Origin of the sequence: Streptomyces sp. NPDC057010, from assembly GCF_042673805.1 — a bacterium.
In the GTDB taxonomy this organism is placed as follows: Bacteria; Actinomycetota; Actinomycetes; order Streptomycetales; family Streptomycetaceae; genus Streptomyces.
Genome location: NZ_JBHUSC010000036.1, coordinates 16,353 through 40,887 on the forward strand (window position 1 = coordinate 16,353; position 24,535 = coordinate 40,887).

Genomic DNA, 24,535 nt, shown 5'->3' on the forward strand with positions numbered 1-24,535 from the left:
GCGGCTCAGCTCCCACTCTCGCGGTCGGTCCGGCGTATCTCGATGCGGTCCTCGCCCGAGCCGAAGACGGCGACCGCCGTCGAATGCTCCAGTGCGGCCTTCACGTTCGGCAGGTCCACCGCGTCGCGGCGCACGGTGGGCGAGGACACCACGTAGTCGATGTCCCGCCAGCCGCCCGGCAGGGTCTTGGTCACGGCGGGGTCGAGATCGGCCTTGTAGAACCAGATGGCGCCGAGCCCGGGCTCGAAGCCGCGGTGGACGGCGTCCAGCCACAGCGCGTCGTCGAGCAGGACGCGGGTCTTCGCCGGCTCGGCGACCTCGCTGCCGAGCCAGGCCGCGGCCTGCCGGTACGGGGCGTTCGCGTCGGCCGTGAGCGCGGTGCGGTTGCCCTCGTACCAGCGCGGCAGCACGTACAGCGCGGCGGACGCGGCCAGTACGCAGACCAGGACCCGGCGCGCCCACACCACCGGCCGGCGCTCCCCGGGCGAACGGCGGCGGCGCAGCACCGCGTGCGTGATGCTGGCCGCGCCGCCCGCGAGGACCAGCGCCAGGAACGGCAGCGCCTGGATCACGTACATCGCCGGAAGGTAGCCGGAGGGCCGCATCGCGACGAGGCCCAGGATCACGGCGGCCAGCGCCGGCCCGGCGAGCGCCCGGGCGGTGACCGACCACCGCAGGGTCAGCAGCAGCAGGACGGCACCGGCCAGCCCGCCCAGGGGCAGGACGGTGTCGTAGTACAGCCAGGACCGGAAGACCCCGTTCGAGCCGGAGCCGGGGGTGAGGATGAAGCCGGAGCCCGGGCGGCTCATCTGGTAGGTGATGCCGTCGACGAGCGAGACGTGGCCGGCGCCGGGCAGCAGCTCGCTGTTGAGCAGCGCGAACAGCGGGTACGACAGCCCGATCAGCGCGCAGGCGGTGATGGCTCCGGTGACGGCGAACTTGCGGGTGTCGCGGTGGCTGTGGCGCCACATGGTCACCAGCAGCGCCGGGAGCACCACCAGCATCGTCTCCTTGGTCAGGACGGCGGTGGCGGCCGCCAGTCCCGAGCCGAAGTGGTGCCACAAGTGGCGGCTGGGCGACGCGGCGAGGCAGAACGCCAGCAGCATCCACACCACGGCGAGGTTGTCGAGGAAGATCTCCCGCTGGAGCACGACGGAGAGCGGCGACAGCCCGAAGAGGGCCATCGCGAGCCCGGCCGCCCAGCGCGGCAGCCACAGCCGGCGCGCGAGGACGTAGATCAGGACCGAGCCGGCGGCGGAGACCGCCAGCATCGAGAACCGCATCGACGCGACGGTCATCGAGTCGGGCACGAAGAGGGACGGCAGGTAGGTCAGGCCCGCGATCTGGATCCAGCCGAGGGGCGGGTGGTCGTACCAGTACGTGTAGTGGGCCAGGCCGTCGCCCTGCTGGACCGCCCACGCCTGGGCGAGGTAGGTGCCCTCGTCGTCGCTGAGGGTGGGGAAATCGGTGATGTTCCAGCCCTGGACGAAGACGATGACCAGCAGCAGGGCGCCGCAGAGCAGCAGGTCGGGGCGGGAGCTGCGGAACCGGACCAGCGGCCTGGCGGGCGCGGGCGGGCGGACACCGAGTCCGCCGGAGCCTTCGCCCGGCAGGCGCCGGACGGGCAGGCGCTGCGCGTCGGTGGCGGTCGCCGTGGCGGTGGCCGTGGCGGTCGCGGACTGGGGATCAGTGGCCGTGGGCAGGGTGGCGGTCACTGGTGGCTGTCCTCTCGGATCGCGGAGGCGGAGGAGGCGGCGGAAGCAGAGGAGGCGGCGGAGGTGGCGGCCGTCGCGGCGGGGACGGGGGCCGTGGTGGTGGCCGTCGTCAGGTGGGCGCCCGTGTGGCTCGTCAGCTCCCACTCGTTGCGGCCGCGCTGCTCGCGCCAGACCGCGCGGATCGCGGCGCCGGCGAGCATGACCTGGTAGAAGGGGCCGCCGACCACTAGCTTGACGTAGTGCACGAAGCGCACGCGCAGCCCGTACTGGCGGCCGAAGTCGTGCAGGCCGACGATCTCGAAGACGAAGGTCACCATCGCCGTGATCATGGGCAGGAAGGTGATGATCGCGATGCCGACCGGGACGTCGACGAAGACCGCGACGGCGAAGTTGAGCGGGATGATCACCCCGGAGGCGGCCTGCATGAACGGGGTCATCAGGGTGTAGCGGGCCAGCCAGCGCTGCCCGCGGCCGGGCAGCTGCCGCCAGTCCTTCTTCCGGTACACCTGGAGGAAGCCCTGGTTCCAGCGGGTCCGCTGCTTGAGCAGGCTCATCAGCGAGCCCGGCGTCTCCTCGCGCGTGACCATGTCGGAGTCGTAGGCGACGACCACCTTCTTGCCGACCGACGACAGCCGCACCCCCAGGTCGCAGTCCTCGGCGAGGCAGTTCTGGTCCCAGCCCCCCGCCTCGCGCAGCACCTCGGTGCGCACGAAGACGGTGTTGCCGCCGAGCGGGATGAAGCCCTTCTCGGCGTGCAGGTGCAGCCGGGAGCGGAACCAGAAGAAGTACTCCAGGCAGTTGCGCAGGCTGTACCAGCTGGAGTGGAAGTTGATGAGCTGGACCCCGCCCTGGACCACGTCGGCGCCGGTGGACCGGAAGGCGTGGTCGACGTGGGCGAGGAGCTCCGGGTGGACCTGGTCCTCGGCGTCGAAGACCCCGACGATGTCCCCCCGGCAGTGCGGCAGGGCGGTGTTGAGGGCCTTCGGCTTGTTCTTGGTCTCGTGGTGGTCGACGACGACGCGTACGAGGCCGGGCGCCCGTTCGGCGGCCCGCGCGGCCGCGCGCTCGGCGACGGCGGCGGTCTCCGGGTCGTCGTGCCCGACGATCACGATGATCTCGTAGTCGTGGTGGCTCGATTCCAGCAGCCGGTCGATCGTGTGCTCCAGCACCGCCTGTTCGTGGCGGGCCGGCAACAACAGGGAAAAGGCCAGCCGGCCGCCCCCGTCGGGGCGGTCGAACCGGGTCGACGCGAGCGTCTCCGGCGTCCGCCACGCGTGCATCTGCCACCAGAGCGTGAACGCGGCGATCCCGAACAGCGCAAGCGAAATTATGGAAATGAACACAGAGGTGTACAAACCGTCCCCCCACAGACTGCCGCAACCCCAGGCGGCGAACCGTGAAACCCCCCGGAGGCACGCGGCGGGCCCCCCGGCCCGCCGCCCTCCGCTTCCCCCCTCGCGCACCCCCCAGCGCGCTGTGTCGATGTCGATGTGTCGATGTGTCGATGTGTCGATGCGTCGATGCGTCGATGCGTCTCGAACGACACGAGACTAGGCAGCGGAAATGAAAGTCAGGAGCCGTCCGGATGAAAACCCTGTTACTGAACAAGCGTACGGACAACCGGAATTGACGGTACTCCGGTCGGTTCAGGGACGAACCGTACCCAACTGCTCCGCCAGCTCGACCGGATCTGTCGTAGGCCGCGCGCAGACGAAATGTCGACACACATACGCCGTCGGAAGGTCGTGCACGAGTGTGCGCTCGGCCAAAAGGGGGAACTCCCCTCCACTCCCGTCCGCCGCACGCGGCATCCCCGTGGCCACGACAGCCCCGGGAGCCGTCCCCAGCAACGCCGTCCGGTGCAGCAGCGCCCGGGCCGGATCCTCCGGATGACCGACCACCGCGACCTCGCGCGGACCGTCCAGGAGCGCCTCCGCGACCGCCAGCCCGTGCCCGATGAAGCGCGGCGCACGCGGCCCGAGGGCCTCCACCACCCCGAGCGCCCGCTCGGCCGCCGTACGGTGCACCTCCGATCCGGTGTGCGCGGCGTACGAGAGCAGCGCGCCGGCGGCGGCGGTCCAGCCCGAGGGGGCGGCGGTGTCGGTGGGGTCCTGGGGCCGCCTGATCAGCTTCTCGGCATCGTGCGCGGTGTCGTAGAGGGACCCGTCCTCGGCGGTGAACCGGTCCAGCACGAGATCGACCAGGAACCCGGCGAACTCCAGCCACACCCCCTCCCCGGTGACGGAGGCGAGAACGAGGAACCCCTCGGCCACGTCCCCGTAGTCCTCCAGCACACCGGCGTTCACGCCCACATGGCCGTCCTTGCTGGTCCGCGCGAGCCGGGCCCGCCCGTCCATGTGCACCCGGACGAGCAGATCGGCGGCCTCGGTGGCCCGCTCGACGAGATCCGGCCGCTCGAAGAAGGCCCCGCACTCGGCGAGGGCCGCGATGGCCAGCCCGTTCCACGCGGCGACCACCTTGTCGTCCCGCCCGGGCGCGGGCCGCTCCTCCCGCGCGGCGAGCAGCCGCCACCGGATCGACGCGAGCCGCCCGGCGTCCGCCGCCGGCCCGTCCTGGGGCAGCTGGAGCACGGACGTGCCGTGCTCGAAGGTCCCCTCCTCGGTCACCCCGAAGTACGCGACGGCCAGCTCGGCATCGTCCTCCCCCAGCACCTCCCGCAACTGGGCCGGGGTCCACGCGTAGTACGCCCCCTCGACATGCTCGCCGGTCAGCGGATCCTCACTGTCGGCATCGAGCGCGGAGGCGAAACCGCCCTGCTCGGTCCGCAGCTCCCGCACCATGAAGTCGGCGGTCTCCAGCGCGACGCGCCGGGCCAGGTCTGACCCGGTGGTCCGCCACAGGTGCGCGTACACCCGGCACAGCAGCGCGTTGTCGTACAGCATCTTCTCGAAGTGCGGCACGACCCACTCCCGGTCCACGGAGTACCGCGCGAACCCGCCGCCGAGCTGGTCGTAGATACCGCCCCGCGCCATGGCCTCGCACGTATCGGCGGCCATCTGCAACGCCCCCTCGGAACCGGTCCGGGCGTGGTGCCGCAGCAGGAACTCCAGCACCATGGACGGCGGGAACTTCGGCGCCCCGCCGAACCCGCCCCGCGCGGCGTCGTACTCCCGCGTCAGCCCCAGCAGCGCCTGCGCCAGCTCCTCGGGCCCGGGCGTGCCGGCCTTCCCGTAGTCCAACTGCCGCCCGGCCAGGTCCCGTACGATCCGCTGCGCCACCTCGGCGACCTCCTCGGGCCGCCCCACCCACGCCATGCGCACCCCTTCGAGCACCTGCATGAAGGAGGGCATCCCGTGCCGCGGCTCGGGCGGGAAGTAGGTCCCGAAGTAGAACGGCTCGGCATCGGCCGTCAGGAAGACGGTCATCGGCCACCCACCCTGCCCGGTGGCGGCCTGCACGGCCTCCATGTAGACGGCGTCGACGTCGGGGCGCTCCTCGCGGTCCACCTTGATGTTGACGAAGTGTTCGTTCATGTACGCGGCGGACAGCTCGTCCTCGAAGGATTCGTTGGCCATGACATGACACCAATGGCAAGAGCTATAGCCAACGCTTAGCAGAACGGGTACGCCGCGCTCCCGCGCCTCCGCGAAGGCCTCCGGGGACCAGGGCCACCAGTCGACGGGGTTGTCGGCGTGCTGGAGGAGGTAGGGGGAGGTCTCGTTCGCGAGGTGGTTCGGCATGGGGCCATCCTGCCGCACGAGATCGGATCAGCGCCGAAGGAGTGGGGACAGGTCGCGGGTGTGGGCGGAGGGCGGGGTCACGCTCGGGTGCACACGTGGGTGGTGGTGCTGCCGGTCGGCTCTGTGTGGCGGATGCGGAGGGTGTTCTTGGCGTACTCGACGGACAGCTTCTGGCCGTCGTTCGTGTTCGCGTGGCCCGGGGGCTTCCAGGGGAGGGTGAGGGGGGTGGTCTCGTCGACGGTGGCGGGGACGGTGAGCGCCTCGCCGCCGGTGAGGCGGTTGACGCCCTTGGGGGCGTCGTAGACGTCGAGGCGCAGGTGGCCGCCGCGCAGCAGGAAGCCGCCGTTCCAGGTGCCGCCGCCGTCCGCCCACTCGATGGACCAGCCGCCGTTGCCGCCGCCGTCCGCGTTGACCTGGGCCTTGCCCCGTGCCGTGTGTCCGCCGGGCGTGGTCGATTCGATGGTCCAGGCGCCCCTGATGAAGGCGTCGAAGGCTCGGCCCGCCACGGTGGGGGGTGCGGAGGTGGCCGGTGCGGGGGTGCTCGGTGTCGCCGGGGCGGGGTCCGCCGGCTTGGTCGTGCCCTTGCCCGTGCAGGCCGCGAGCATCGACGCTCCGACGCCGATGGCCAGGTAGCGCAGCGCGTTGCGCCGGCCGATCAGTCGTGCGGCCGTGCGTATCTCTCGTACCGGTGTCACCGGTTCCCCGTTCGTGGTCGTGGTTCAGCGCATCATGACCGTATGGTCGCCAACTCCCTCTGAACTAGCTCAGATTCTCTCGCGCTCGCGGGCGTCCCGACGGACACTTGTGGCTCGTTGCCGGAGCTCTCTGAGGGGGATTGCCGATGCGGGACAGCCATCGCAGTGAGGCCGAGCGGCTGTTGGGGCGGGCCGTCGAGGAGGAGGCCCGGCGGGCGGCGGCGGGGGTGCCGGCCGACAAGGCGGTGCTGCTGGCGCGGGCCAGGGAGGCTCTGGATTCGCTCGCGGCGAGTGCCGCTCCGGAGTACGAGGCGTACGTACGGGCCCTGGACGAGGCGGCGGCCGGGGAGCAGTCGCTGGGTGAGGCCTTCCAGCGGGGGAATTCCTCGACCGCCTTACTGGTGGCTGCGGTTGCGGCGGCTGCGGCCGTCGGGGCGGATCTGGCGCTCGGTGTGGCGGCCGGTACGGCACTGACCGCGGGGGCGGTGGCGGGCGTCGCGGGGGCGGTGGCGACCGTGGCGAAGGTGACGGCCCTGCACCTGCCGGCGGCGAACCGGCGGGCCGGGGAGCGGGGCCGGCCGGGCGGGCCGGAGCAGTTGAGGCTGCAGTGGCTGTCGGCGCTGGAGGTGCGCGGCATACGGCCGTTCCTGGAGCAGCAGCGTGCGGTGGCCGCGGCGGCGCGGGCGCCGCGGATCGCGGCCCGGACCGCGCCGCCGCTGCGCGGGGCGGACCGCAGTGCGGAGGCCCGGCGGCGCAGCGTGCTGGAGCAGTCGTTCGGCCAGCTCCCGGATCCGGCGGGCCCGTTCGCGGGCCGGAAGGCGGAGCTGACCCGGATCGCGCAGTGGGTGCAGGCGGCGCGGGCCAGCACGGAGACGCGCCCGGTGGTCGTGGTGCTGCACGGTGAGCCGGGGGTGGGCCGTACGGCGCTGGCGCTGCGGGCGGCGCACGGGCTGCGGGACCAGTTCCGGGGCGCGTGCGTGGTGGATCTGCGGGGCGGGGACCTGGGGGGTGCGCCGCTGTCGACGCGGGAGGCGCTGCTGCACCTGCTGAACCGGTTGGGCGCGCCGCGCGAGCAGTTGCTGTTCCGCGAGGGGTCGTCGGCGGAGCAGCAGGTGCGGCGGCTCGGCGAGCTGTACCACCAGCACCTGCAGGGGCTGCCGGTGACGGTGGTCCTGGATGACGCGGTGGCTGCGGCGCAGGTGCGGATGCTGGTGCCAGAGCGTTCCGAGAGCCTGGTGCTGGTGACGGCGCGGGAGCCGCTGGAGCTGCCGGCGGATCTGGCGGCGTGGGTGTACCAGCTGCCGGTGGAGCGGTTGGCGGAGGCGGAGGCGACGGAGCTGGTCCGCGCGGCGGCCGCGGCGGAGCCGGGCGATGCCGAAGGCGCCTCCGCGGCCGCCGTATCGGCGGCCGTGGAGTCGGGTGGCGGGCTGCCCCTCGCGCTGCGGATGCTGGCTCCGCCGGCGCGTGAGGGCCGGGTGCCCGCCGCCGGGGAGGGGCATCCGGTGGAGCGGGCCCTGCGGGCCGCCGATGCGCGGCTGTCCGCGCCGGCCCGTCGGCTGTTGCTGCGGTTGCCCCTGGCCGGGCGGGCCTCCCTCGGCGGTGCGGCGGCGGCCGCGCTGGCCGACGTACCGGAGCAGGCGGCGCTGCGCGCGCTGGAGGAGCTGTGGGAGGCCGGGCTGATCGAGCGGGTGCGCGGGCAGCGGTTCCGCATGCACGACGCGGTGCGCGCGTACGCCGCGGCACGGCTGGCGGCGATGGAGGACCGGGCGGAGGCGGTCGCGGCGCACGAGCGGCTGATCCGGAACTACGCGCAGCTCGCGGACTCGGTGATCCGGATGGTCGACGGGAAGATGTCGACGCGGGCGAACCAGTTCGGGGGGCACGGTTTCACCTCGCTGGACGCGGCGCTGCGCTGGCTGGACGACGAGTCGAGCTTCATCACGGCGGCGCTGCGGCATTCGGAGGGGGTGGACCAGCAGGCGGTGCTCGACCTGCTGGGGGCGCTGTGCGACTTCTGCCTGCTGCGCGGGGACCTGTACCGGCTCGGTGAGATCGACGAGCTGACGCAGGCCGTGGCGGCGGGCCGGCAGGGCGAGCAGGGCCGGCTGGTGCGGTCGGTGCAGTGGCGTACGGGTATCGCGGCGCGGCAGCTGGGCGAGCTGGACAAGGCCCGCACCACGCTGACCTCGGTGGTGGACCAGTACATGGAGGCCCGGCAGGAGGCGGGGGCGGCGATGGCGCTGGTGTCGCTCGGCATCACCCTGCACCACCAGGGCAGCCTGCCGGAGGCGGCGGCCCGCATCCGCGAGGCGCTGGTGCTGCAGGAGCCGGCGGAGCTGGCGGGCGACCGGGCGTGGGGTCTGCACGCGCTGGCCGCGGTGGAGCGGGACCTGGCGCACCTGGCGGAGGCGATCCGGCTGCTGGAGCTGTCGCTGGCCCTGCACCGGGAGAGCGAGAGCGTGCACGGCGAGGCGTGGGCGCACTTCCAGCTGGGCCAGGTGTACCTGCGGGTCGGTGACGTGCCGCGGGCGGAGGCGGAGCTGCGCCTGGCCCTGGACCTGTACGGGCGCACGCGCGACGACCGCGGTGAGGCGTGGGCGCTGACGCAGCTGGGCCGGGCCAGGGTGGTGGACGGGGATCCGGGGCCTGCGCTGGAGCGGCTGCGGGAGGCCCTGGCCCGGCACCGGGAGGCGGAGGACGCGCGCGGTGAGGCGTGGACGCTGTACTACCTGGGGCAGGCGCTGGAGGAGGGCGGCGAGCGCGATCAGGCGGTGCGGGAGCTGGAGCGGGCGCGCACGATGTTCTCGCGGATGCGGGACGTGTACGGGCTGGCGCACGCCCGGCACCATTCGGGGCGGGTGACGCGGGACCAGCGGGCGGCGCAGACGGGGAACCTGAAGAACTCCGGGTTCGCGCGGCAGCTGCTGGTGGACGCGCGGGCGGACTTCCGGCGGATCGGGCTGGCGCACGGTGAGGCGTGGACGTGCCTGGAGCTGGCGGTGGTGGACGCGGGCAACGGCCGGGTCGCGCAGGCGCTGGGGCTGTGCGAGGAGGCGGTGCGGCTGTTCATCTCGTACGGGGACCGGCGCGGGGAGGACTGGGCGCGGTTCCTGCGGTGCACGATGCTGCCGTACGCCGTGCCGGGCGCGCCGGAGGAGGCGCGGGCGGAGCTGGCGCGGCTGGCGCAGGCGCCGCATCCGGCGCGGGACGGGCGGCTGGAGGACGGCCTGGAGACGTACGGGGTGGTGCTGGGCCGGGGTGTGGATCCGGCGGAGGGCTGGCAGGCGTGGCGGCTGGGCCTGGTGCCGAACCTGCACTCGCGGGAGATCATGGGCGTGCCCTTGCCTCCGGCCGACCCGGCGTAGCTCCCGGGACCCGGGGCTCCGCCCCGTACCCCGCGCCTCAATCGCCGGCGGGGCTTGATTTGCCTCCGGCGGCGCCTCAAACGCCGGCGAGGCTGGATTGTGGCTGCTGCCGCCCGCCAGGCGCGGGCTGGAGTGTGACTGCTGCCGCCCGCCAGGCGCGGGCTGGAGTGTGGCTGCTGCCGCCCGCCAGGCGCGGGCTGGATGGTGGCTGCTGCCGCCCGCCAGGCGCGGCTGGATTTGGGCTGGTGCCGCCCGCCAGGCGCGGCTGGATTGTCCGCAGGGCACATTCAGCCCCGCCGGCGTTTGAGGCGCCGCCGGAGGCAGATCCAGCCCCGCCGGCGTTTGAGGCGCCGCCGGAGGCAGATCCAGCCTCGCCGGCGTTTGAGGCGCGGGGTCTGGGGCGGAGCCCCAGGAGTGGGGCCGCGCCGCAAGGGCGGCGCGGGTCTACGGGGCCCGGGTGGCTTCCGCGGCGGCGGAGCCCGGCTCGGGGGCCTCCTCGAAGTCGACGCGGCCCATGTGGCGGCTCATGGACTTCATCAGGCCCCACACCCCGAGGGCGAGGGCGGCGAAGACGATGAAGCCGAGGATTCCGGGGGTCACCTTGTTCTTGTCGAAGGTGTCTCCGGCCAGCGGGAGGAGCTGGGCGATTGCTGCCTGCGTAGCGCTCATAGCTACGCATTCTCCCGGATGCCCGCGAAGAGGTCGGACTCGGGGAGGGAAGTGTCGACGAGCGACTTGGCGAGCTCGTACTCCTCGGTGGGCCAGACCTCCTTCTGGATCTCCATCGGGACGCGGAACCAGCCGCCGTCGGGGTCGATCTGCGTGGCGTGCGCGATGAGCGCCTTGTCGCGGATCTCGAAGAAGTCCGAGCAGGGGACGTGGGTGGTCAGGGTCCGCTCCTTGCGCTCGAACTCCTTCCACCGCTCCAGCCACTCGCCGTAGGGGGATTCCATGCCGCGCTCCAGCAGCGCCTCGTGGAGGGCGATGGTGCGCGGCTTGTTGAAGCCCTGGTTGTAGTAGAGCTTCTGCGGCTGGTAGGCGGGGCCGTATTCGGCCTCCGGGAACTTGTCGGTGTCGGCCGCGCCGTCGAAGGCCACCATCGAGATCTTGTGGGTCATGATGTGGTCGGGGTGCGGGTAGCCGCCGTTCTCGTCGTAGGTGGTGATGACCTGCGGCTTGAAGGCGCGGATCTTCTTCACCAGCTCGCCGGCGGCCTCCTCGACGTCCGCGAGGGCGAAGCAGCCGTCGGGGAGCGGGGGCAGCGGGTCGCCCTCCGGCAGGCCGGAGTCGACGTATCCGAGCCACTCCTGCTCGATGCCGAGGATCTGGCGGGCTTCGTCCATCTCCTTGGCGCGGACCTCGTGGATGTTGTCCTCGATGTACTTGTCGCCCTGGAGCTTGGGGTTCAGGACCGAGCCGCGCTCGCCGCCGGTGCAGGTCACGACCAGCACGGGGACCCCTTCGGAGACGTACTTGGCCATGGTGGCCGCGCCCTTGCTGGACTCGTCGTCGGGGTGGGCGTGGACGGCCATCAGTCGAAGCTGCTCGGTCAAGACGGGATCCTCTGCGTTTCGGCGTGACGGTCGACCTCTATATTGACCGAATCGGGGGACGGAAAATTCCGGGGGCGGGTCGTACGGATCCGGCCCCGCCCTCTCGGAAGGAACGATCGATGAGCGCGGTACGCGAGGGCCTGCCCGAGGGCCGTTACGGCCGGTCGGCGGACGAGCGCGCGGACCGGAAGCTCAAGGTCATCGGGTCGGTGCTCGGGGTCGTGCTGCTCGGTGTGGTCGGCTGGATCGGCTGGGACTACGTCGCCGGGCAGAGCGTCAGCGCCGAGGTGATCAAGTTCCAGGTGGTCTCGGACAACGAGGTGAAGGTGCACCTGGAGGTCCGCAAGGAGTCCTCGGTCACCGGGGTGTGCACGTTGAGCTCGCAGGACAAGGAGCACAACGAGGTGGGCCGGGCCGACTACACCTTCGCGCAGTCCGAGAGCCGGGTGGACGAGATGGTCTCGCTCAGGACGACCGGCCGGGCCACGATGATCGAGCTGGTGGGCTGCCAGCCGTCGTCCCGCTGAGGGTCACGGAGAGTAACGAGCCGGGTCCTCGTGACCCGTGATGACACACTTCATACAGATGACGTCCTCCCCCTTTTCCTGCCGAATTGTTAGGCTCGTGGTTTCGCCCGCCGCTGGCGGCTTGTAGTCCCCTGTACCGACGAGGAGCACCCGTGACCCAGACGAGCGAAAGCGTCACCTGGCTGACCCAGGCGGCGTACGACCAGCTGAAGGCAGAGCTGGACTACCTCTCTGGTCCCGCACGCACGGAGATCGCCACGAAGATCGCAGCCGCCCGTGAGGAGGGCGACCTGCGGGAGAACGGCGGTTACCACGCGGCCAAGGAGGAGCAGGGCAAGCAGGAGCTGCGCGTGCGCCAGCTGACGCAGCTCCTGGAGAACGCCAAGGTCGGGACGGCGCCCGCGTCCGACGGCGTGGTGGCCCCCGGCACTCTCGTCAAGATCGCCTTCGACGGCGACGAGGACGACACCATGGAGTTCCTGCTGGCCTCCCGCGAGTACGCCTCCTCGGACTTCGAGACGTACTCCCCCCAGTCCCCGCTCGGCACCGGTGTGCTGGGCAAGGCGATCGGCGAGGACGCCGAGTACGAGCTGCCGAACGGCAAGAAGGCGTCGGTCAAGATCCTCGACGTCAAGCCCTTCACCGGCTGATCACCCCTGATCACCGCTTTTCTCGCGTACGACGCGTACGACGATGCCCGGCCGGGTTTCTCCGGCCGGGCATCGTCGTGTGTACGGGCTGTGCGTACGGGCCTACGCGGTCGCCGAGCGGTACTTGCGGACCGCGAGGGTCCGGAAGACCGTGATGATCAGCAGTGACCACAGGACGGACGCCAGCACCGGGTGCTGCATCGGCCAGGCCGCCGGCGCCTCGTAGCCGGGCGGCAGGTTGCCGAAGAGCTGGCGGGCCGCCTGGACGGTGGCGCTGAAGGGGTTCCACTCCGCGATGTGCCGCAGGAAGGTCGGCATGTTGTCGGAGGGGACGAAGGCGTTCGAGATGAACGTCAGCGGGAAGAGCCAGATCAGCCCGCCCGAGGTGGCCGCCTCCGGGGTGCGCACCGACAGGCCGATCAGGGCGCCGATCCAGGAGAAGGCGTAGCCGAGCAGGAGCAGCAGGCCGAAGCCGGCGAGCACCTTGCCGAGGTTCTCGTGGGTGCGCCAGCCGACGATGAGCGCGACGACGGCCAGGACGACCACGGTGAGCGCGGTCTGGACGAGGTCGGCGAGCGTGCGGCCGGTCAGGACGGCGCCGCGGGCCATGGGCAGCGAGCGGAAGCGGTCGATCAGGCCCTTGTGCATGTCGTCCGCGATGCCCGCGCCGGCGCCCGCGGTGGCGAAGGTGACGGTCTGGGCGAAAATGCCGGCCATCAGGAACTCGCGGTAGGCGGCGGGTGAGGTGTTACCGCCGACGCTGATGGAGCCGCCGAAGACGTAGCTGAACAGGACGACGAACATCACCGGCTGGATCACGCCGAAGATGATCATCTCGGGGATGCGGGACATCCGGATCAGGTTCCGCTTGGCGATCACCAGGGAGTCGCTGACGCCCTGGACGATGCCGCCGCGGGGGCGCGGCGCGGCCAGTTCCGGGGTCGCGGAGGGGGTGGTCGTGGTGGTCACTTCGCCGTCTCCTTCCGCGCCGCCTTGCGGCCCTTGGCGTCCTGCGGGGCGGATTCGCCGTTCTCCTCCGCCTCCAGCTCGGCCGCGTGGCCGGTCAGGGAGATGAACACGTCGTCGAGGGTGGGGCGGCGCAGCCCGATGTCGTCGATCTCGATGCCCCGGCCGTCCAGTTCGCGGATGACCTCGGCGAGCAGCTTGGCGCCGCCCGACACGGGCACGGTGAGCTTGCGGGTGTGCTCCTCGTAGGTGGTCTCGCCCTTGCCGAAGCCGGCGAGCACCTCGCGTGCGGTGGGGATGTGCTCCCGCTCGTGGACGACGACCTCGACGCGTTCGCCGCCCGTGCGGGCCTTGAGCTGGTCGGAGGTGCCGCGGGCGATGACCTTGCCGTGGTCGACCACGCAGATGTCGTGCGCGAGGTGGTCGGCCTCCTCCAGGTACTGGGTGGTGAGGAGGAGGGTGGTGCCGCCGGCGACCAGTTCCTGGATGATCCCCCACAGCTGCTGGCGGTTGCGGGGGTCGAGTCCGGTGGTGGGCTCGTCCATGAACATCACGGGCGGGCTGACGACGAGGGCGGCCGCGAGGTCCAGGCGCCGGCGCATGCCGCCGGAGTAGGTCTTGGCGGTGCGGTCGGCGGCGTCGGAGAGGTTGAAGCGCTCCAGGAGCTCCTCGGCCCGGGCCTTCGCCGCCTTGGCCTTCATCTGGTAGAGCTGGCCGACCATTTGAAGGTTCTCGCGGCCGGTCAGGTACTCGTCGACGGCGGCGAACTGGCCGGACAGGCCTATCGCGCGCCGGACCTCGTTGGGGTGCTTGAGGACGTCGATGCCGGCGACGACGGCCTTGCCGCTGTCGGGGCGGAGAAGGGTGGTCAGGACGCGCACGGTCGTGGTCTTGCCCGCGCCGTTGGGGCCGAGCAGGCCCAGGACGGTGCCTTCGGGGACATCGAGGTCCACGCCGTCCAGAGCCCGTACATCGCCGAAGGCCTTGACCAGACCTTCGGCGTAGATGGCGCCTGGCATATGGATTCTCCCAGTGTTTTCGGGTGTTTCCTACGCAAATCGTATGGGCGCCGGGCGTGACCCGCCCGGCCGAACGGGGGCGCACCTGCGCTCCCCCTCCACCCGGGCGCACGCTATCGCGTTATATCGCGTACCGCTACGGGAACGCGGTGACGGCTTCCACTTCTTCGGCTAGCTCATCACCCGGTACCCCGCGTTGTGCAGCGACCGCGCGACTTCCTTGCAGTGCTCCGGGCCCTTCGTCTCCAGGTGCAGCTCCACCTCCACCTCGGTGAGCCCGAGCCGCGGGTCGGTCCGGACATGGCTCACGTCCAACACGTTCGCATCCACCACTGACAACACCCCCAGGAGCCCGGCCAGGGCCCCCGGACGGTCGGCCACGCGCAGCCGCAGCGAGAGGTACCGGCCCGCCGCCGCCATGCCGTGGCGCAGGATCCGCTGGAGCAGCAGCGGATCGACGTTCCCGCCGGACAGGACGGCCACGACCGGGCCCCCGCCGTACAGGTCGGGCTCGCTCAGCAGGGCGGCGACCGTACTGCACCCGGCCGGCTCGACCACCAGCTTGGCCCGCTCCAGGCAGAGCAGCAGGGCGCTGGAGAGCGCGTCCTCCGAGACCGTACGCACGTCGTCGAGCAGTTCGCCAATGATTTTGAACGGGACGTCGCCGGGGCGGCCGACCTTGATGCCGTCCGCCATCGTGTTCGGGTTGTCGATCGACACCGGGTGCCCCACGAGCAGCGAGGGCGGGTAGGCGGCCGCGCCCGCCGCCTGGACGCCGATGATCCGCACGTCCGGGCGCAGCGCCTTCACGGCGACCGCGATGCCCGCCGCGAGACCGCCGCCGCCGATGCCGACGAGGATGGTCCGCACCTCCGGGCACTGCTCCAGGATCTCCAGGCCCACGGTGCCCTGGCCCGCGATGATGTCGCGGTGGTCGAAGGGGTGGATGAACACCGCCCCGGTGCGGTCCGCGTAGTCCTGAGCGGCGGCGAGGGTCTCGTCGACGACCTGCCCGTGCAGGCGCACCTCGGCGCCGTACTCCTGGGTCGCCGCCACCTTCGGCAGCGGCGCCCCGACGGGCATGAACACCGTGGAGCGGACCCCGAGGAGGGAGGAGGCCAGGGCCACGCCCTGCGCGTGGTTGCCCGCACTGGCCGCCACGACGCCGGCGGCCCGCTGCTCGGGGCGCAGGCCGGCGATGCGCACGTACGCGCCGCGCAGCTTGAAGGAGCCGGTCCGCTGGAGGTTCTCGCACTTGAGGTGCACCGGGGAGCCGGTGAGCGAGGACAGGTGCCGGCTGCCCTCCATCGCGGTGACCCGGGCGACGCCGGACAGCATCTTCTGGGCCCCCCTGATGTCGTCGAGGATCACCTGCGGAACGGGCTGCGGCACGCGGTAGCTCATGCCGCCAGTCTCGCAGCCGCCCCGCGGCGCGGCGCGCGGCAGGAGCCGCGGACCCCCGCCCGTACCGGGGTGAAATCCGGCCATCCCGGACGGCGCTTGAGGCGCGTTCCGCGGCCGCCGTATCAGTTGTCAAACGGGGCGTACGAGCCGCCGCACGGCCGCGTACTCTGTCCCCCATCCTTGTCGGACCCACGCGAAGAGAGCCCACGGCCATGCCTTCCACCCCGGCCAATTCCGACCTGCCCGCGGCGGCCGAAGCGCCCGCCGGAGGCGGTCTCCTCGACGCGCTCCAGCACCAGGTGGCCGTCTTCGCCCGCCGAGCCGAGCAGACCCGCCTGGGCGGTGTGGGCCAGGCCCGCAACTCGATGGACCGCGCCGCGTACCTGCTCCTGAACCGGCTCGACCTGGAGGGCCCGATGGGCGTCAAGGCCCTCGCCGGCGGCATGGGCATCGACTCCTCCACCGTGACCCGGCAGGTCGCGCCGCTGGTCGACACCGGCCTGGTCAAGCGGACCTCGCACCCGGAGGACGGGCGGGCCGTGGTGCTGGCGCTGTCCCCGCGCGGGCTGGCCCGGCTGGAGGAGGTCCGGTCCTCGCGGCGGGAGCTGATGGCCCGGGTGACGGAGGGCTGGAGCGAGACGGAGCGCGAATCCTTCACCTCGCTGCTGACCCGCTTCAACCTGTCGCTGTCGGAGCTGATGGCGGCCGTGGCCGAGGCCGGCCCGGCGTCCTGAGCCCGCCCTTCGGCGGGGAGCCGAGCCGGGCCCGTCACGCCCCTTGACCTGGCCCGTCCCGCTGGCCGCACTATGTGGGCTATGGGAGCGCTCGACCACGGGGGCCAACAGGCGGCCCCCTACGCGGAGTTCGAGACCTTCGTCGCGGGCGCGGCGGGGCGGCTCCTGTACGTCGCGGTGCTGCTGACCGGTGAACCGCAGTCCGCACGGCGGCTGTTGGCCGGCGCCCTGGCCCGTACGTACGCCAACTGGCGGCGGCTGCGCGGGGACGACCCGTACGACTTCACCCGCCAGGAACTGTGCACCGCGTTCGCCCGCACCGGCCGGCGCCACCACGGGGGCGGAGGCGTACTGGCCCGGCTGAGCCCGCAGGAACGCCTCGTCCTGGTCCTGCGGATCTACGAAGGGGTCGCCGAGGAGGTCACGGCGGCGCAACTGGGGCTGCCGGTGGAGCGGGTACGGGTCCTGTGCAATCGGGCCGTGGCGGTGCTGCGGGCGCGGGAGGCGGCGTGAGCGGCTTCCCGGACCGGAAGGAAGCGCAGGTCAGGGAGCTGCTGGAGGGCCCCTACCCGGCGGTCCCGGCCGGCCTCGCCGCGGGCGCGGCGGCCCGCGGCGCCCGCCTCCTGCGCCGCCGCCGGGCGCTGCGCCGCTTCGGCTGGGCCGTCCTGTTCGCGGCGGCCGTCGCCTTCACGGTCTGGGCCGCCCGCACCCACCCCTGGACCACCCCGCCCAGCGGCATCTCACCCCCGCTGGAGGGCTGGTAGCCGACGGGGCCGTACAGCCCGCACGAGTGGGCAGGTGCGGCCGCAAGATCGGGGCTCCGCCCCGGACCCCGCGCCTCAAACGCCGGCGGGGCTGGATTTCGGCTGATGCCGCCCGCCTGGCGTGGGCTGGTTGCCCGCAGGGCGATTTCAGCCCCTCCGGCGTTTGAGGAGCGGGGTCCGGGGCGGAGCCCCGGCAGCGACGGCGCGCAGGCGCACGTACCGCCGCCGGGGCCGGGCCGGGCCTAGCCCAGGGCCTGGGTCAGGTCCGCCAGGAGGTCATCCGCGTTCTCGATGCCCACCGACAGGCGGACCAGGTCCGCGGGGACCTCCAGCGCCGAGCCCGCCACCGACGCGTGCGTCATGCGGCCCGGGTGCTCGATCAGCGACTCGACGCCGCCCAGGGACTCGCCCAGCGTGAACAGCTTCGCGCGGTTGCAGACCTCGACCGCCGCCGCCTCTCCGCCCTCCACCTGGAAGGACACCATGCCGCCGAAGTTGCGCATCTGCTTGGCGGCGACCTCGTGCCCCGGGTGGTCCGGCAGCCCCGGGTAGAGCACCTTGTGCACCTTGGGGTGGCGCGTCAGCATGTCCGCGATCTTCGTCGCGTTCTCGAAGTGCCGGTCCATGCGCACCGCGAGCGTCTTGATGCCCCGCAGCACGATCCACGAGTCGAACGGCCCGGCCACCGCACCCATCGCGTTTTGGTGGTAGGCCAGTTCCTCGCCCAGCGCCGCGTCCGCGGTGACCAGCGCACCGCCGACGACGTCCGAGTGCCCGCCCATGTACTTCGTCAGCGAGTGCACGACGACGTCCGCGCCCAGCGCGAGGGGCTGCTGCAGGTAGGGCGAGGCGAAGGTGTTGTCCACGATCAGCTTGGCCCCGGCCGTGCGCGCGATGTCGGCGACGACGGCGATGTCGGTGATGCCGAGCAGCGGGTTGGAGGGGGTCTCGACCCAGATGACCTTGGTCTTCGGGGTGAGGGCGGCCCGTACGGACGCCGGATCCGAGGTGTCGGCCACCGACCACTCCACGCCCCAGCGGGAGACGACCTTCGCGAAGAGACGGAACGTGCCGCCGTACGCGTCGTTCGGGATGACCACGTGGTCGCCCGGGGACAGCAGCGTACGCAGCAGGCAGTCCTCCGCGGCGAGCCCGGACGCGAAGGCGAGGCCGCGCCGGCCGCCCTCCAGCGCCGCGAGGTTCTCCTCCAGCGCGGTACGGGTCGGGTTGGCGCTGCGGCTGTACTCGTAGCCGCCGCGCAGTCCGCCCACGCCGTCCTGCTTGTACGTGGACACCTGGTAGATCGGGGGTACGACCGCGCCGGTCAGCGGGTCCGCCGTGTTGCCCGCGTGGATCGCGCGGGTCTCGAAGCTCTGGTGCTCGTGGCTGTCGTCGCTCATGGTCAGAGCCTATGCCCCGCCCGGGCCCAGCTCCCCTATTGGCCTGCCATTGGCCTGCGGCCCCCCGAGTCTGGTTCGCTTGGCGGTATGGAGATTATCTGGGTCCTGATGGGGTTCGCCCTGCTCGCCGCCATGACCTTTTCGTTCGTACGGGCCCGGCGCGGGGGTTCCGTCCGTCTGGTCGCGCCCGGCAGCCCCGACGCCGCCGACCCCGCGAACTACGGGTTCGACCGCCAGGAGGACCTCGACATCCGCATCCCGGGGCCCGACCCGGACCTGATGGACGCCCTCGACAACGTCCGGCGCACCGGCCAGTGGCAGGCGGCCTCGCAGCTGCTCGCCGGAACCCCGAAGGAGGGCGAGCAGCGCTGGCAGCGCGTGCAGGCCTTCGGCGGGGCGGCCGCGCTGGAACTCGTACGGCAGCCGGGGGCCGGCGCGCAGTGGCTGAAGGCCTGGCGGCTGGAGGCGGAGAAGGACGCGGGCGGCGCGCAGGTGCACGCGGAGCTGCTGGTGCAGCAGGCGTGGCGGGCCTCGGGCGGCGTCGGCTCCGACGACCACCGGATCATCCTGGAGGAGGCGCGGGAGGCATGCCGCAAGGCGGCGCTGCTGGCGCCGGGCGACCCGGTCCCGTACATCACGGAGCTGGCGGTCGCGCGCGGCCTGGCTTACCCGGAGCCGGAGTTCGACGAGCTGTGGGCGAAGGTCATCGACCGGGCGCCGCAGCACATGGGCGCGCACCTGGCGGCGCTGCACTACTGGTGCGAGAAGTGGCACGGCTCGCGGGAGAAGGCCGACGCCTTCTCGCACGCGGCGGCGGCCCGCGCCCCGCAGGGCTCGCTGCTGGCGGCGCTGCCGCTGTTCGCCCTGTACGAGAACCTGCCCGACGTGGTCCTGACCGGCGGCTTCTACCAGGGCACGGTCGTGACGCGGGCCGTGGAGGGCGCCCTGTACGCGGTGCACACGGCACGGCAGGACGACCCGATGCTGGCGCACGTACGGCACCTGCTGCTGCTGTTCCTGGTCAACATGGAGCGCTGGGCGGAGGCGATGGAGCAGGTGCGGCACGTGGACGGCTACGTGGGCGCCCTGCCGTGGTCGGCATCGGAGGACCCGGCCGCGCAGTACGCGGTCTACCGGGCGCTGGCGGTGGCCGGCTACGAGGCGAACGGCGGCTCACCGGCCACGCTCCCGCACTGAACGGACCGAACACCCCCCACACCAGGGCTTCTCCCTGACGCATAAGGTTGCCGTAAGTGACCCGCGAGTCACTTCGGCACCGTTTTCATCCCGTGGGGGGATCTGTCCATATGGGCGCTTCACTGCGTGCTGCCCGCGCGCTCGTCCTGCTCGCAGGCTTCTATCTGCTCGGCGTCGTCCTGCTCGCCGTCCTGGCCGGCATCGACTACGCCGCCTACGCGGCCGGCCTGCACGCCACCACCGCCAAGATCGTCATCGGCTCCGTCGTCCTCGCGATCCCGATCGTGCGCGGCCTGTTCATGCTGCGCATCCCCAGGAGCGAACCGCCGGCCGGCATCACGGTCACGGTCACCGAGGCCCAGGAGCCCGCGCTGTGGGAGGCCGTGCACGACGTCGCCCGGCAGGTCGGCACCCGCGCGCCCGACGAGATCGTGCTGACCGAGGACGTGAACGCGGGCGTCAGCGAGGAGTCCTCGCTGCTGGGCCTGCGGCCCGGCACCCGCCGCCTCTACCTCGGCCTGCCGCTGATGACGGGCCTGGACGAGATGCAGCTGCGCGCCGTACTCGCCCACGAGATGGGCCACTACGCCAACTTCGACACCCGCCTCACCCCGCTGATCGCCCGCGGCCGGACCCAACTCATCCGCACCGTCGCCCACTTCCACGAACGCTCCGACGCCAAGCAGGCCAAGGAGCGCGAGCGGCAGGAGAGGCACGCCGCCAAGCGCAGGGCCAAGGGCAAGAGGGCCACCATGGTCGACACCCCGGGCCTGGGCGCGACGTACCGCGGCATGGCCAGGATCTACACGGCCTACGGCAACTTCTACATGCGCGCCACCCTCACCACCTCCCGCCGCCAGGAGCTCGCCGCCGACCTGGCCTCGGTCCGCGTCGCCGGACGCGACGCCGCCGCGTCCGCGCTGCGCGAACTGCGCGCCCTCGGCTCGGCCCACGAGTTCTACATGAGCTCCTACGCCACCCTCGGCGCCGGCGCCGGCCTGCTGCCCCGCCCCGGCCAGGTCTTCGGCGGGCTGCGCCGGCTCCTCGACGCCCGCCCGGACGAGCTGGAGGCGCTGCGCCGGGAGCTGTCGACCGAGCCGGCCTCCCCGTACGACTCCCACCCCGCGCTCGCCGAACGCGTGGCCCGCATCGAAGCCCTGCCCGACGACGGCCGCGGCCGTGAAGGCGCCCGCCCCTCCCTGGAGCTGCTGGCCGACGCGGACGCGGCGCTGGCCGCACTGGAGCAGGCGGTCCTGACCCCGGAGGCCCTCGCGTTCAAGCGGCTGGACTGGGAGGACCTGGTCCACGAGTCGATGACCGTGTACGTCGGCCAGGGCGCGCAGGACATCCGCGAGGCCCTCACCGCCGAGGGCGCGGGCCCGGAGCTCGCCGCCCTGCTGGACGCGATCGACGCCGACCCGGCGGTGCGCTGGCGGATCGCCGACCGCTTCCCGAAGTCGGAGGAGGCGGCCGCGGCGACCGGTCGCGCGGCCCGCGAGTTCGCCCGCCCGGCGCTGCGGCGAGCCGTGAACCAGCTGGTCACCGTCGAGCTGACGGCCCGCGGCGCGGCCCGCTGGGAGCTGTCCTGGTCGGAACAGGCCACCCTGCGCTACCCGGCCGACGGCTTCGAGGACCTCCTCGGCCTGGCCCTGGACGCGACCGTGGCGGACCAGCCCGACACCGAACCCCTGCGAAAGCTGGTGCTTGCCCCGTGATCGGCCTCGTCATCCTCGGCGTCCTGCTGCTCGGCGGCGCCTTCAAGGTCCTGCGCGGCGTGTACTTCATCCGCAAGGCGAAGCGGCTGGAGGCGGAGATCGGCGAGCTGACCTCCCGCACGGAGGGCATCGAGGCGGAGACCGAGGCCCGGGAGGAGGCCGAGAGGGCGGCGCGGGTCGTCGCCCTGGGCTTCGTGCCGGAGGACGGTCTCGACACGGAGAACGCGGCGCCGGTGCCGCCGGAGCGCACCGCGGTCCTGGAGGCCGTCCGGTCGGGCGACTGGGAGGCCGCCGCCGCGTACGTGGAGGCGGCGGGGCAGGACTGGCAGGAGCGCATGGAGCGGGTCCGTCCGCTGGCCGAGGCGGCGGCCGAGGACGACGCGTGGCTGCTGGCCTGGCGGGCTGCCCGGCCGGGTGACGCGACGGCGGCGCTGGTCCATGCCGACACCGGGGTGCAGGTCGCCTGGAACGTGCGCGGCGCGAAGCGGGCGGCGCACACGACGCAGGAGCAGTTCCGGCTCTTCCACGAGCTGCTGGCCAGGGCGCAGGCCGACGCGCACGAGGCCCAGCGGCTGGCCGGCCCGGCGGACCCGACGCCGTACATGGTGGAGCAGCCCATCGCGTTCGGCCTGGGCTACTCGCACGAGCGCTACCGCGAGCTGTGGGAGCAGATCACGAGCCGCGCCCCGAGGGTGCTGTGGGCGCACCACACCGCCCTGCAGTACTGGTGCCGCAAGTGGCGCGGCTCCCACGAGCTGGCCCACGCCTTCGCCCGGGCGTCGGCGGCCGAGGGCGAGCCGGGCGAGCTGCTGTCGCTGCTGCCGCTGATCGCCCACTTCGAGCAGCAGACGGACGAGGACGACCTGACGGTCGACACGTACTTCAAGGAGCCGGAGGTCATGGCGGCGGTGGACGCGGCGCTGGCGGACCTGGCGGCGGCCGGCAACGACCACCCGCAGGCGCCGCTGATGCGGCACATGCTCGCCTTCCTGCTGTTCTGGCAGGACCGGGACGCCGAGGCGGTCGAGCAGTTCCGGCACATCGACGGGTACATCGGGGCGATGCCGTGGTCGTACGTCGGCAAGCCGAAGCAGCGCTACCTGTACGCCCGGGACTTCGCGGTGGACCTGGTCGCGCGGCGCGACTGAGCGCGCAGGCGTCCGGCCGGGCCGGGAATCCGGGCCCGGCCGGAGCCGTTGAAGAAGTACCCAAGGAGGCGAACCCATGTTCTCGTACCGCCGCACGCCCGAGCTCCCCACCCGCGAGGAGGCCCTGACGGGCCGCGCGGAGCCGCTGTTCTCCGTCCCCGAGCGCCACACCGTCCTCGGCAACCCGCTCTCGGGGCCGTACCCCGCGCACCTGGAGGTCGCGGACTTCGGGCTGGGCTGCTTCTGGGGCGCCGAACGCAAGTTCTGGCAGACCCCGGGGGTGTGGACCACCCTGGCCGGCTACCAGGGCGGCTTCACCGAGAACCCGACCTACGAGGAGGTCTGCTCGGGCCTGACCGGCCACACGGAGGTCGTCCGCGTGGTCTTCGACCCGGCCCGGGTCTCCTACGCGACCCTCCTCAAGCTGTTCTGGGAGTCCCACGACCCCACCCAGGGCTTCCGCCAGGGCAACGACGTCGGCACCCAGTACCGCTCGGCGGTCTACACCCACTCCCCCGCCCACCAGGCCACGGCCGAGGCCTCCCGCACGGCCTACCAGCAGGTCCTGACCTCCTCGGGCCACGGCGAGATCACCACGGCCGTCCTCCCGGCAACGGACCGCCCCTTCTGGCCCGCGGAGGCGTATCACCAGCAGTACCTCGACAAGAACCCGGGCGGCTACTGCGGCATCGGCGGCACGGGCGTCTCCTGCCCGATCGGCGTCGCCGAGGCGCCCGGGGAGTGAACGACGCCGCTATCCCCGACCCGGCGCACGAGCGGCTGACCCGGCTCTGGCAGGCCCACCTGCCTGCCGGGCCGGTGCTGCCGTGGGAGCTGAAAACGGTCTACGGGGACCGCTGGGTGCGCTTCCACAGCCTGCCGGGGTCGAAGCGCTACGCGGAGGATGAGGCCGAGTACGCGGTCCTCATCGACCGGTACAACACGGTCCTCGACGAACTCTTCGCGGGCGGCGAGGCGTACGTGGTGACCACCGACTGGGCCGACCCGTCCGAGCCGACGGACTGGTCGGCCCGCCGCGCCGCCCTCCATCCGGAGGGCACGCTGTGGACCACCCTGGTCGACGCCGACGACCCGGATCCGGCCTTCCACACCTGCTGGTACTTCTACGCCGACCGCCGCCGCTGGCAACGCGGCTGCCTCGACCCGCTCCTGCGCGCCGTCGCGGACGACACCCTGCCCGGCATCTTCGTGACGGACCCCGGCTTCACCCGCATCCACCACCCGTACGACGGCGGCGCGGACGTCATCCTCCCCACCTCCGAGGAACGGGACCGCCTGCGCGACCAGCACTCCGCCTGGCTGTCCGCGCACCCGACGGGGTACTGATCAGGACGGGTCGTAGCCGTAGACCCGCTTCGCGTCCAGATGGAGCTCGTACGGGCCCCAACAGTCTGCGGCGAGCGTGGCCACTCGGGCGCCACAGGGACAGGCACGGTTGAGTCCGCTGTCTCCGGACGGTCCGCAGCATCCGACGCTGCTTTCCCAGTTCGGCAGCGGCTGGAGAGCGGGCGCGTCCTCGGGGTGGATCACGATGTTGTTGCACGGCCCGGCAGAGATCATTGCCACCCCTTCGTCACTCCGCCAGGGTCCACGCGGCTGCGCAGGCCCGCCCTCTTCCTGGTCCGGATGCGGCACGTATGGAGCACCCCACGGTTCGGTCTCGGTCGCGTAGTGCCCCTGCGGCATCGTGGCCGGGGCCAGCCGACTCTCCTTGTCCCGTCCTTCGTCATCAGGCGCCGAGGGAACGGCAGGCAGCGGCGTCAGGTCTGCCGTAAGGCCGCCGCCGCACTTGGCACACAGGAAGAGGGTCATGCTGCCGTTGTATCCGCCGTGTACGTCCCGACGCATCCTCGATTCCGCCCGAGAGGACCGCTTTCCTGTTCTGGAAAGGATCAGCGCTTGACCCCACCGCAACCGGCTCGGGAGCATCGAACACGACAGGCGTACGCCGACAAGTGGGG

Annotated in this window: 22 protein-coding genes; 11 read left to right on the forward strand and 11 right to left on the reverse strand. The window is 72.5% G+C overall.

The window, feature by feature from the left end; translation table 11 throughout:
• Positions 1 to 5 precede the first annotated feature (5 nt).
• The 4 genes from ACFTXQ_RS25660 to ACFTXQ_RS25675 all read right to left on the reverse strand — a co-directional run bounded on the left by ACFTXQ_RS25660 (position 6) and on the right by ACFTXQ_RS25675 (position 6,111).
• Positions 6 to 1,715, reverse strand: coding sequence for an ArnT family glycosyltransferase (locus ACFTXQ_RS25660; protein ID WP_382644601.1), 1,710 nt, complete (start codon positions 1,713 to 1,715; stop codon positions 6 to 8).
• The gene (locus ACFTXQ_RS25665) at positions 1,712 to 3,070 is read right to left on the reverse strand and encodes a glycosyltransferase (RefSeq protein ID WP_382644603.1); all 1,359 of its coding nucleotides are present in this window, start codon (positions 3,068 to 3,070) and stop codon (positions 1,712 to 1,714) included. The genes ACFTXQ_RS25660 and ACFTXQ_RS25665 overlap by 4 nt, the downstream gene beginning before the upstream one ends.
• A gap of 291 nt (positions 3,071 to 3,361) precedes the next feature.
• Positions 3,362 to 5,416, reverse strand: a complete 2,055-nt coding sequence (locus tag ACFTXQ_RS25670; RefSeq protein ID WP_382644605.1) for a thioredoxin domain-containing protein — start codon at positions 5,414 to 5,416, stop codon at positions 3,362 to 3,364.
• A gap of 77 nt (positions 5,417 to 5,493) precedes the next feature.
• A complete protein-coding gene (locus ACFTXQ_RS25675) occupies positions 5,494 to 6,111 on the reverse strand; it encodes a hypothetical protein (protein WP_382644607.1) in 618 nt (205 codons plus the stop codon).
• Positions 6,112 to 6,257: 146 nt separating this feature from the next.
• Between ACFTXQ_RS25675 and ACFTXQ_RS25680 the strand changes: the two genes are divergently transcribed.
• The gene (locus ACFTXQ_RS25680; protein ID WP_382644609.1) at positions 6,258 to 9,476 is read left to right on the forward strand and encodes a tetratricopeptide repeat protein; all 3,219 of its coding nucleotides are present in this window, start codon (positions 6,258 to 6,260) and stop codon (positions 9,474 to 9,476) included.
• Between the two features lie 444 nt (positions 9,477 to 9,920).
• Here the strand turns inward: ACFTXQ_RS25680 and ACFTXQ_RS25685 are convergent, their stop codons facing one another.
• Together ACFTXQ_RS25685 and mca are read right to left on the reverse strand one after the other, a co-directional pair.
• Positions 9,921 to 10,145 carry a hypothetical protein gene (locus ACFTXQ_RS25685; RefSeq protein ID WP_382644611.1) on the reverse strand — a complete coding sequence of 75 codons (225 nt, stop codon included), beginning with the start codon at positions 10,143 to 10,145 and terminating at the stop codon, positions 9,921 to 9,923.
• 2 nt (positions 10,146 to 10,147) lie between these two features.
• Entirely contained in the window at positions 10,148 to 11,029 is an 882-nt protein-coding gene (gene mca, locus ACFTXQ_RS25690; RefSeq protein ID WP_382644613.1) for a mycothiol conjugate amidase Mca, read from the reverse strand.
• A gap of 119 nt (positions 11,030 to 11,148) precedes the next feature.
• Between mca and ACFTXQ_RS25695 the strand changes: the two genes are divergently transcribed.
• Together ACFTXQ_RS25695 and greA are read left to right on the forward strand one after the other, a co-directional pair.
• Positions 11,149 to 11,556, forward strand: coding sequence for a DUF4307 domain-containing protein (locus tag ACFTXQ_RS25695; RefSeq protein ID WP_382644615.1), 408 nt, complete (start codon positions 11,149 to 11,151; stop codon positions 11,554 to 11,556).
• 152 nt (positions 11,557 to 11,708) lie between these two features.
• Positions 11,709 to 12,206 (forward strand): transcription elongation factor GreA, encoded by a 498-nt coding sequence (greA, locus tag ACFTXQ_RS25700; protein WP_382644616.1) that lies wholly within the window; start codon positions 11,709 to 11,711, stop codon positions 12,204 to 12,206.
• A gap of 102 nt (positions 12,207 to 12,308) precedes the next feature.
• On the opposite strand, the gene ACFTXQ_RS25705 is transcribed toward greA, so the two are convergent.
• The 3 genes from ACFTXQ_RS25705 to ilvA form a co-directional block, all read right to left on the reverse strand.
• On the reverse strand, positions 12,309 to 13,175 hold the full coding sequence (locus ACFTXQ_RS25705; protein WP_382644618.1) for an ABC transporter permease: 867 nt from the start codon (positions 13,173 to 13,175) through the stop codon (positions 12,309 to 12,311).
• A complete protein-coding gene (locus ACFTXQ_RS25710) occupies positions 13,172 to 14,191 on the reverse strand; it encodes an ATP-binding cassette domain-containing protein (RefSeq protein ID WP_382644619.1) in 1,020 nt (339 codons plus the stop codon). The genes ACFTXQ_RS25705 and ACFTXQ_RS25710 overlap by 4 nt, the downstream gene beginning before the upstream one ends.
• A 171-nt stretch (positions 14,192 to 14,362) precedes the next feature.
• Positions 14,363 to 15,595 (reverse strand): threonine ammonia-lyase, encoded by a 1,233-nt coding sequence (ilvA, locus tag ACFTXQ_RS25715; RefSeq protein ID WP_382644621.1) that lies wholly within the window; start codon positions 15,593 to 15,595, stop codon positions 14,363 to 14,365.
• Between the two features lie 212 nt (positions 15,596 to 15,807).
• Between ilvA and ACFTXQ_RS25720 the strand changes: the two genes are divergently transcribed.
• From ACFTXQ_RS25720 to ACFTXQ_RS25730, 3 genes are all read left to right on the forward strand, one after another.
• On the forward strand, positions 15,808 to 16,329 hold the full coding sequence (locus ACFTXQ_RS25720) for a MarR family winged helix-turn-helix transcriptional regulator (protein WP_382644623.1): 522 nt from the start codon (positions 15,808 to 15,810) through the stop codon (positions 16,327 to 16,329).
• An 81-nt stretch (positions 16,330 to 16,410) separates the two neighbouring features.
• The gene (locus ACFTXQ_RS25725) at positions 16,411 to 16,842 is read left to right on the forward strand and encodes a sigma factor-like helix-turn-helix DNA-binding protein (protein WP_382644625.1); all 432 of its coding nucleotides are present in this window, start codon (positions 16,411 to 16,413) and stop codon (positions 16,840 to 16,842) included.
• Positions 16,839 to 17,093 carry a hypothetical protein gene (locus tag ACFTXQ_RS25730; protein WP_382644627.1) on the forward strand — a complete coding sequence of 85 codons (255 nt, stop codon included), beginning with the start codon at positions 16,839 to 16,841 and terminating at the stop codon, positions 17,091 to 17,093. Before ACFTXQ_RS25725 ends, ACFTXQ_RS25730 begins: the two co-directional genes overlap by 4 nt.
• Before the next feature lie 242 nt (positions 17,094 to 17,335).
• Here the strand turns inward: ACFTXQ_RS25730 and ACFTXQ_RS25735 are convergent, their stop codons facing one another.
• Positions 17,336 to 18,493 carry a cystathionine gamma-synthase gene (locus ACFTXQ_RS25735; protein WP_382644629.1) on the reverse strand — a complete coding sequence of 386 codons (1,158 nt, stop codon included), beginning with the start codon at positions 18,491 to 18,493 and terminating at the stop codon, positions 17,336 to 17,338.
• 87 nt (positions 18,494 to 18,580) lie between these two features.
• Here ACFTXQ_RS25735 and ACFTXQ_RS25740 point away from each other — a divergent pair, with 87 nt between their 5' ends.
• From ACFTXQ_RS25740 to ACFTXQ_RS25760, 5 genes are all read left to right on the forward strand, one after another.
• Positions 18,581 to 19,690 (forward strand): hypothetical protein, encoded by a 1,110-nt coding sequence (locus ACFTXQ_RS25740; protein WP_382644631.1) that lies wholly within the window; start codon positions 18,581 to 18,583, stop codon positions 19,688 to 19,690.
• Between the two features lie 110 nt (positions 19,691 to 19,800).
• Complete coding sequence (locus tag ACFTXQ_RS25745; RefSeq protein ID WP_382644633.1) at positions 19,801 to 21,405, forward strand: M48 family metalloprotease; 1,605 nt, start codon at positions 19,801 to 19,803, stop codon at positions 21,403 to 21,405.
• On the forward strand, positions 21,402 to 22,553 hold the full coding sequence (locus tag ACFTXQ_RS25750; RefSeq protein WP_382644634.1) for a hypothetical protein: 1,152 nt from the start codon (positions 21,402 to 21,404) through the stop codon (positions 22,551 to 22,553). The genes ACFTXQ_RS25745 and ACFTXQ_RS25750 overlap by 4 nt, the downstream gene beginning before the upstream one ends.
• A 76-nt stretch (positions 22,554 to 22,629) precedes the next feature.
• Positions 22,630 to 23,298: a peptide-methionine (S)-S-oxide reductase MsrA gene (gene msrA / locus ACFTXQ_RS25755; RefSeq protein WP_382644636.1), complete on the forward strand. Its 669-nt coding sequence runs from the start codon at positions 22,630 to 22,632 to the stop codon at positions 23,296 to 23,298.
• Entirely contained in the window at positions 23,295 to 23,900 is a 606-nt protein-coding gene (locus tag ACFTXQ_RS25760) for a hypothetical protein (protein WP_382644638.1), read from the forward strand. The genes msrA and ACFTXQ_RS25760 overlap by 4 nt, the downstream gene beginning before the upstream one ends.
• Here the strand turns inward: ACFTXQ_RS25760 and ACFTXQ_RS25765 are convergent, their stop codons facing one another.
• Positions 23,901 to 24,386 carry a hypothetical protein gene (locus ACFTXQ_RS25765; RefSeq protein ID WP_382644639.1) on the reverse strand — a complete coding sequence of 162 codons (486 nt, stop codon included), beginning with the start codon at positions 24,384 to 24,386 and terminating at the stop codon, positions 23,901 to 23,903.
• Between the last annotated feature and the right edge of the window lie 149 nt (positions 24,387 to 24,535).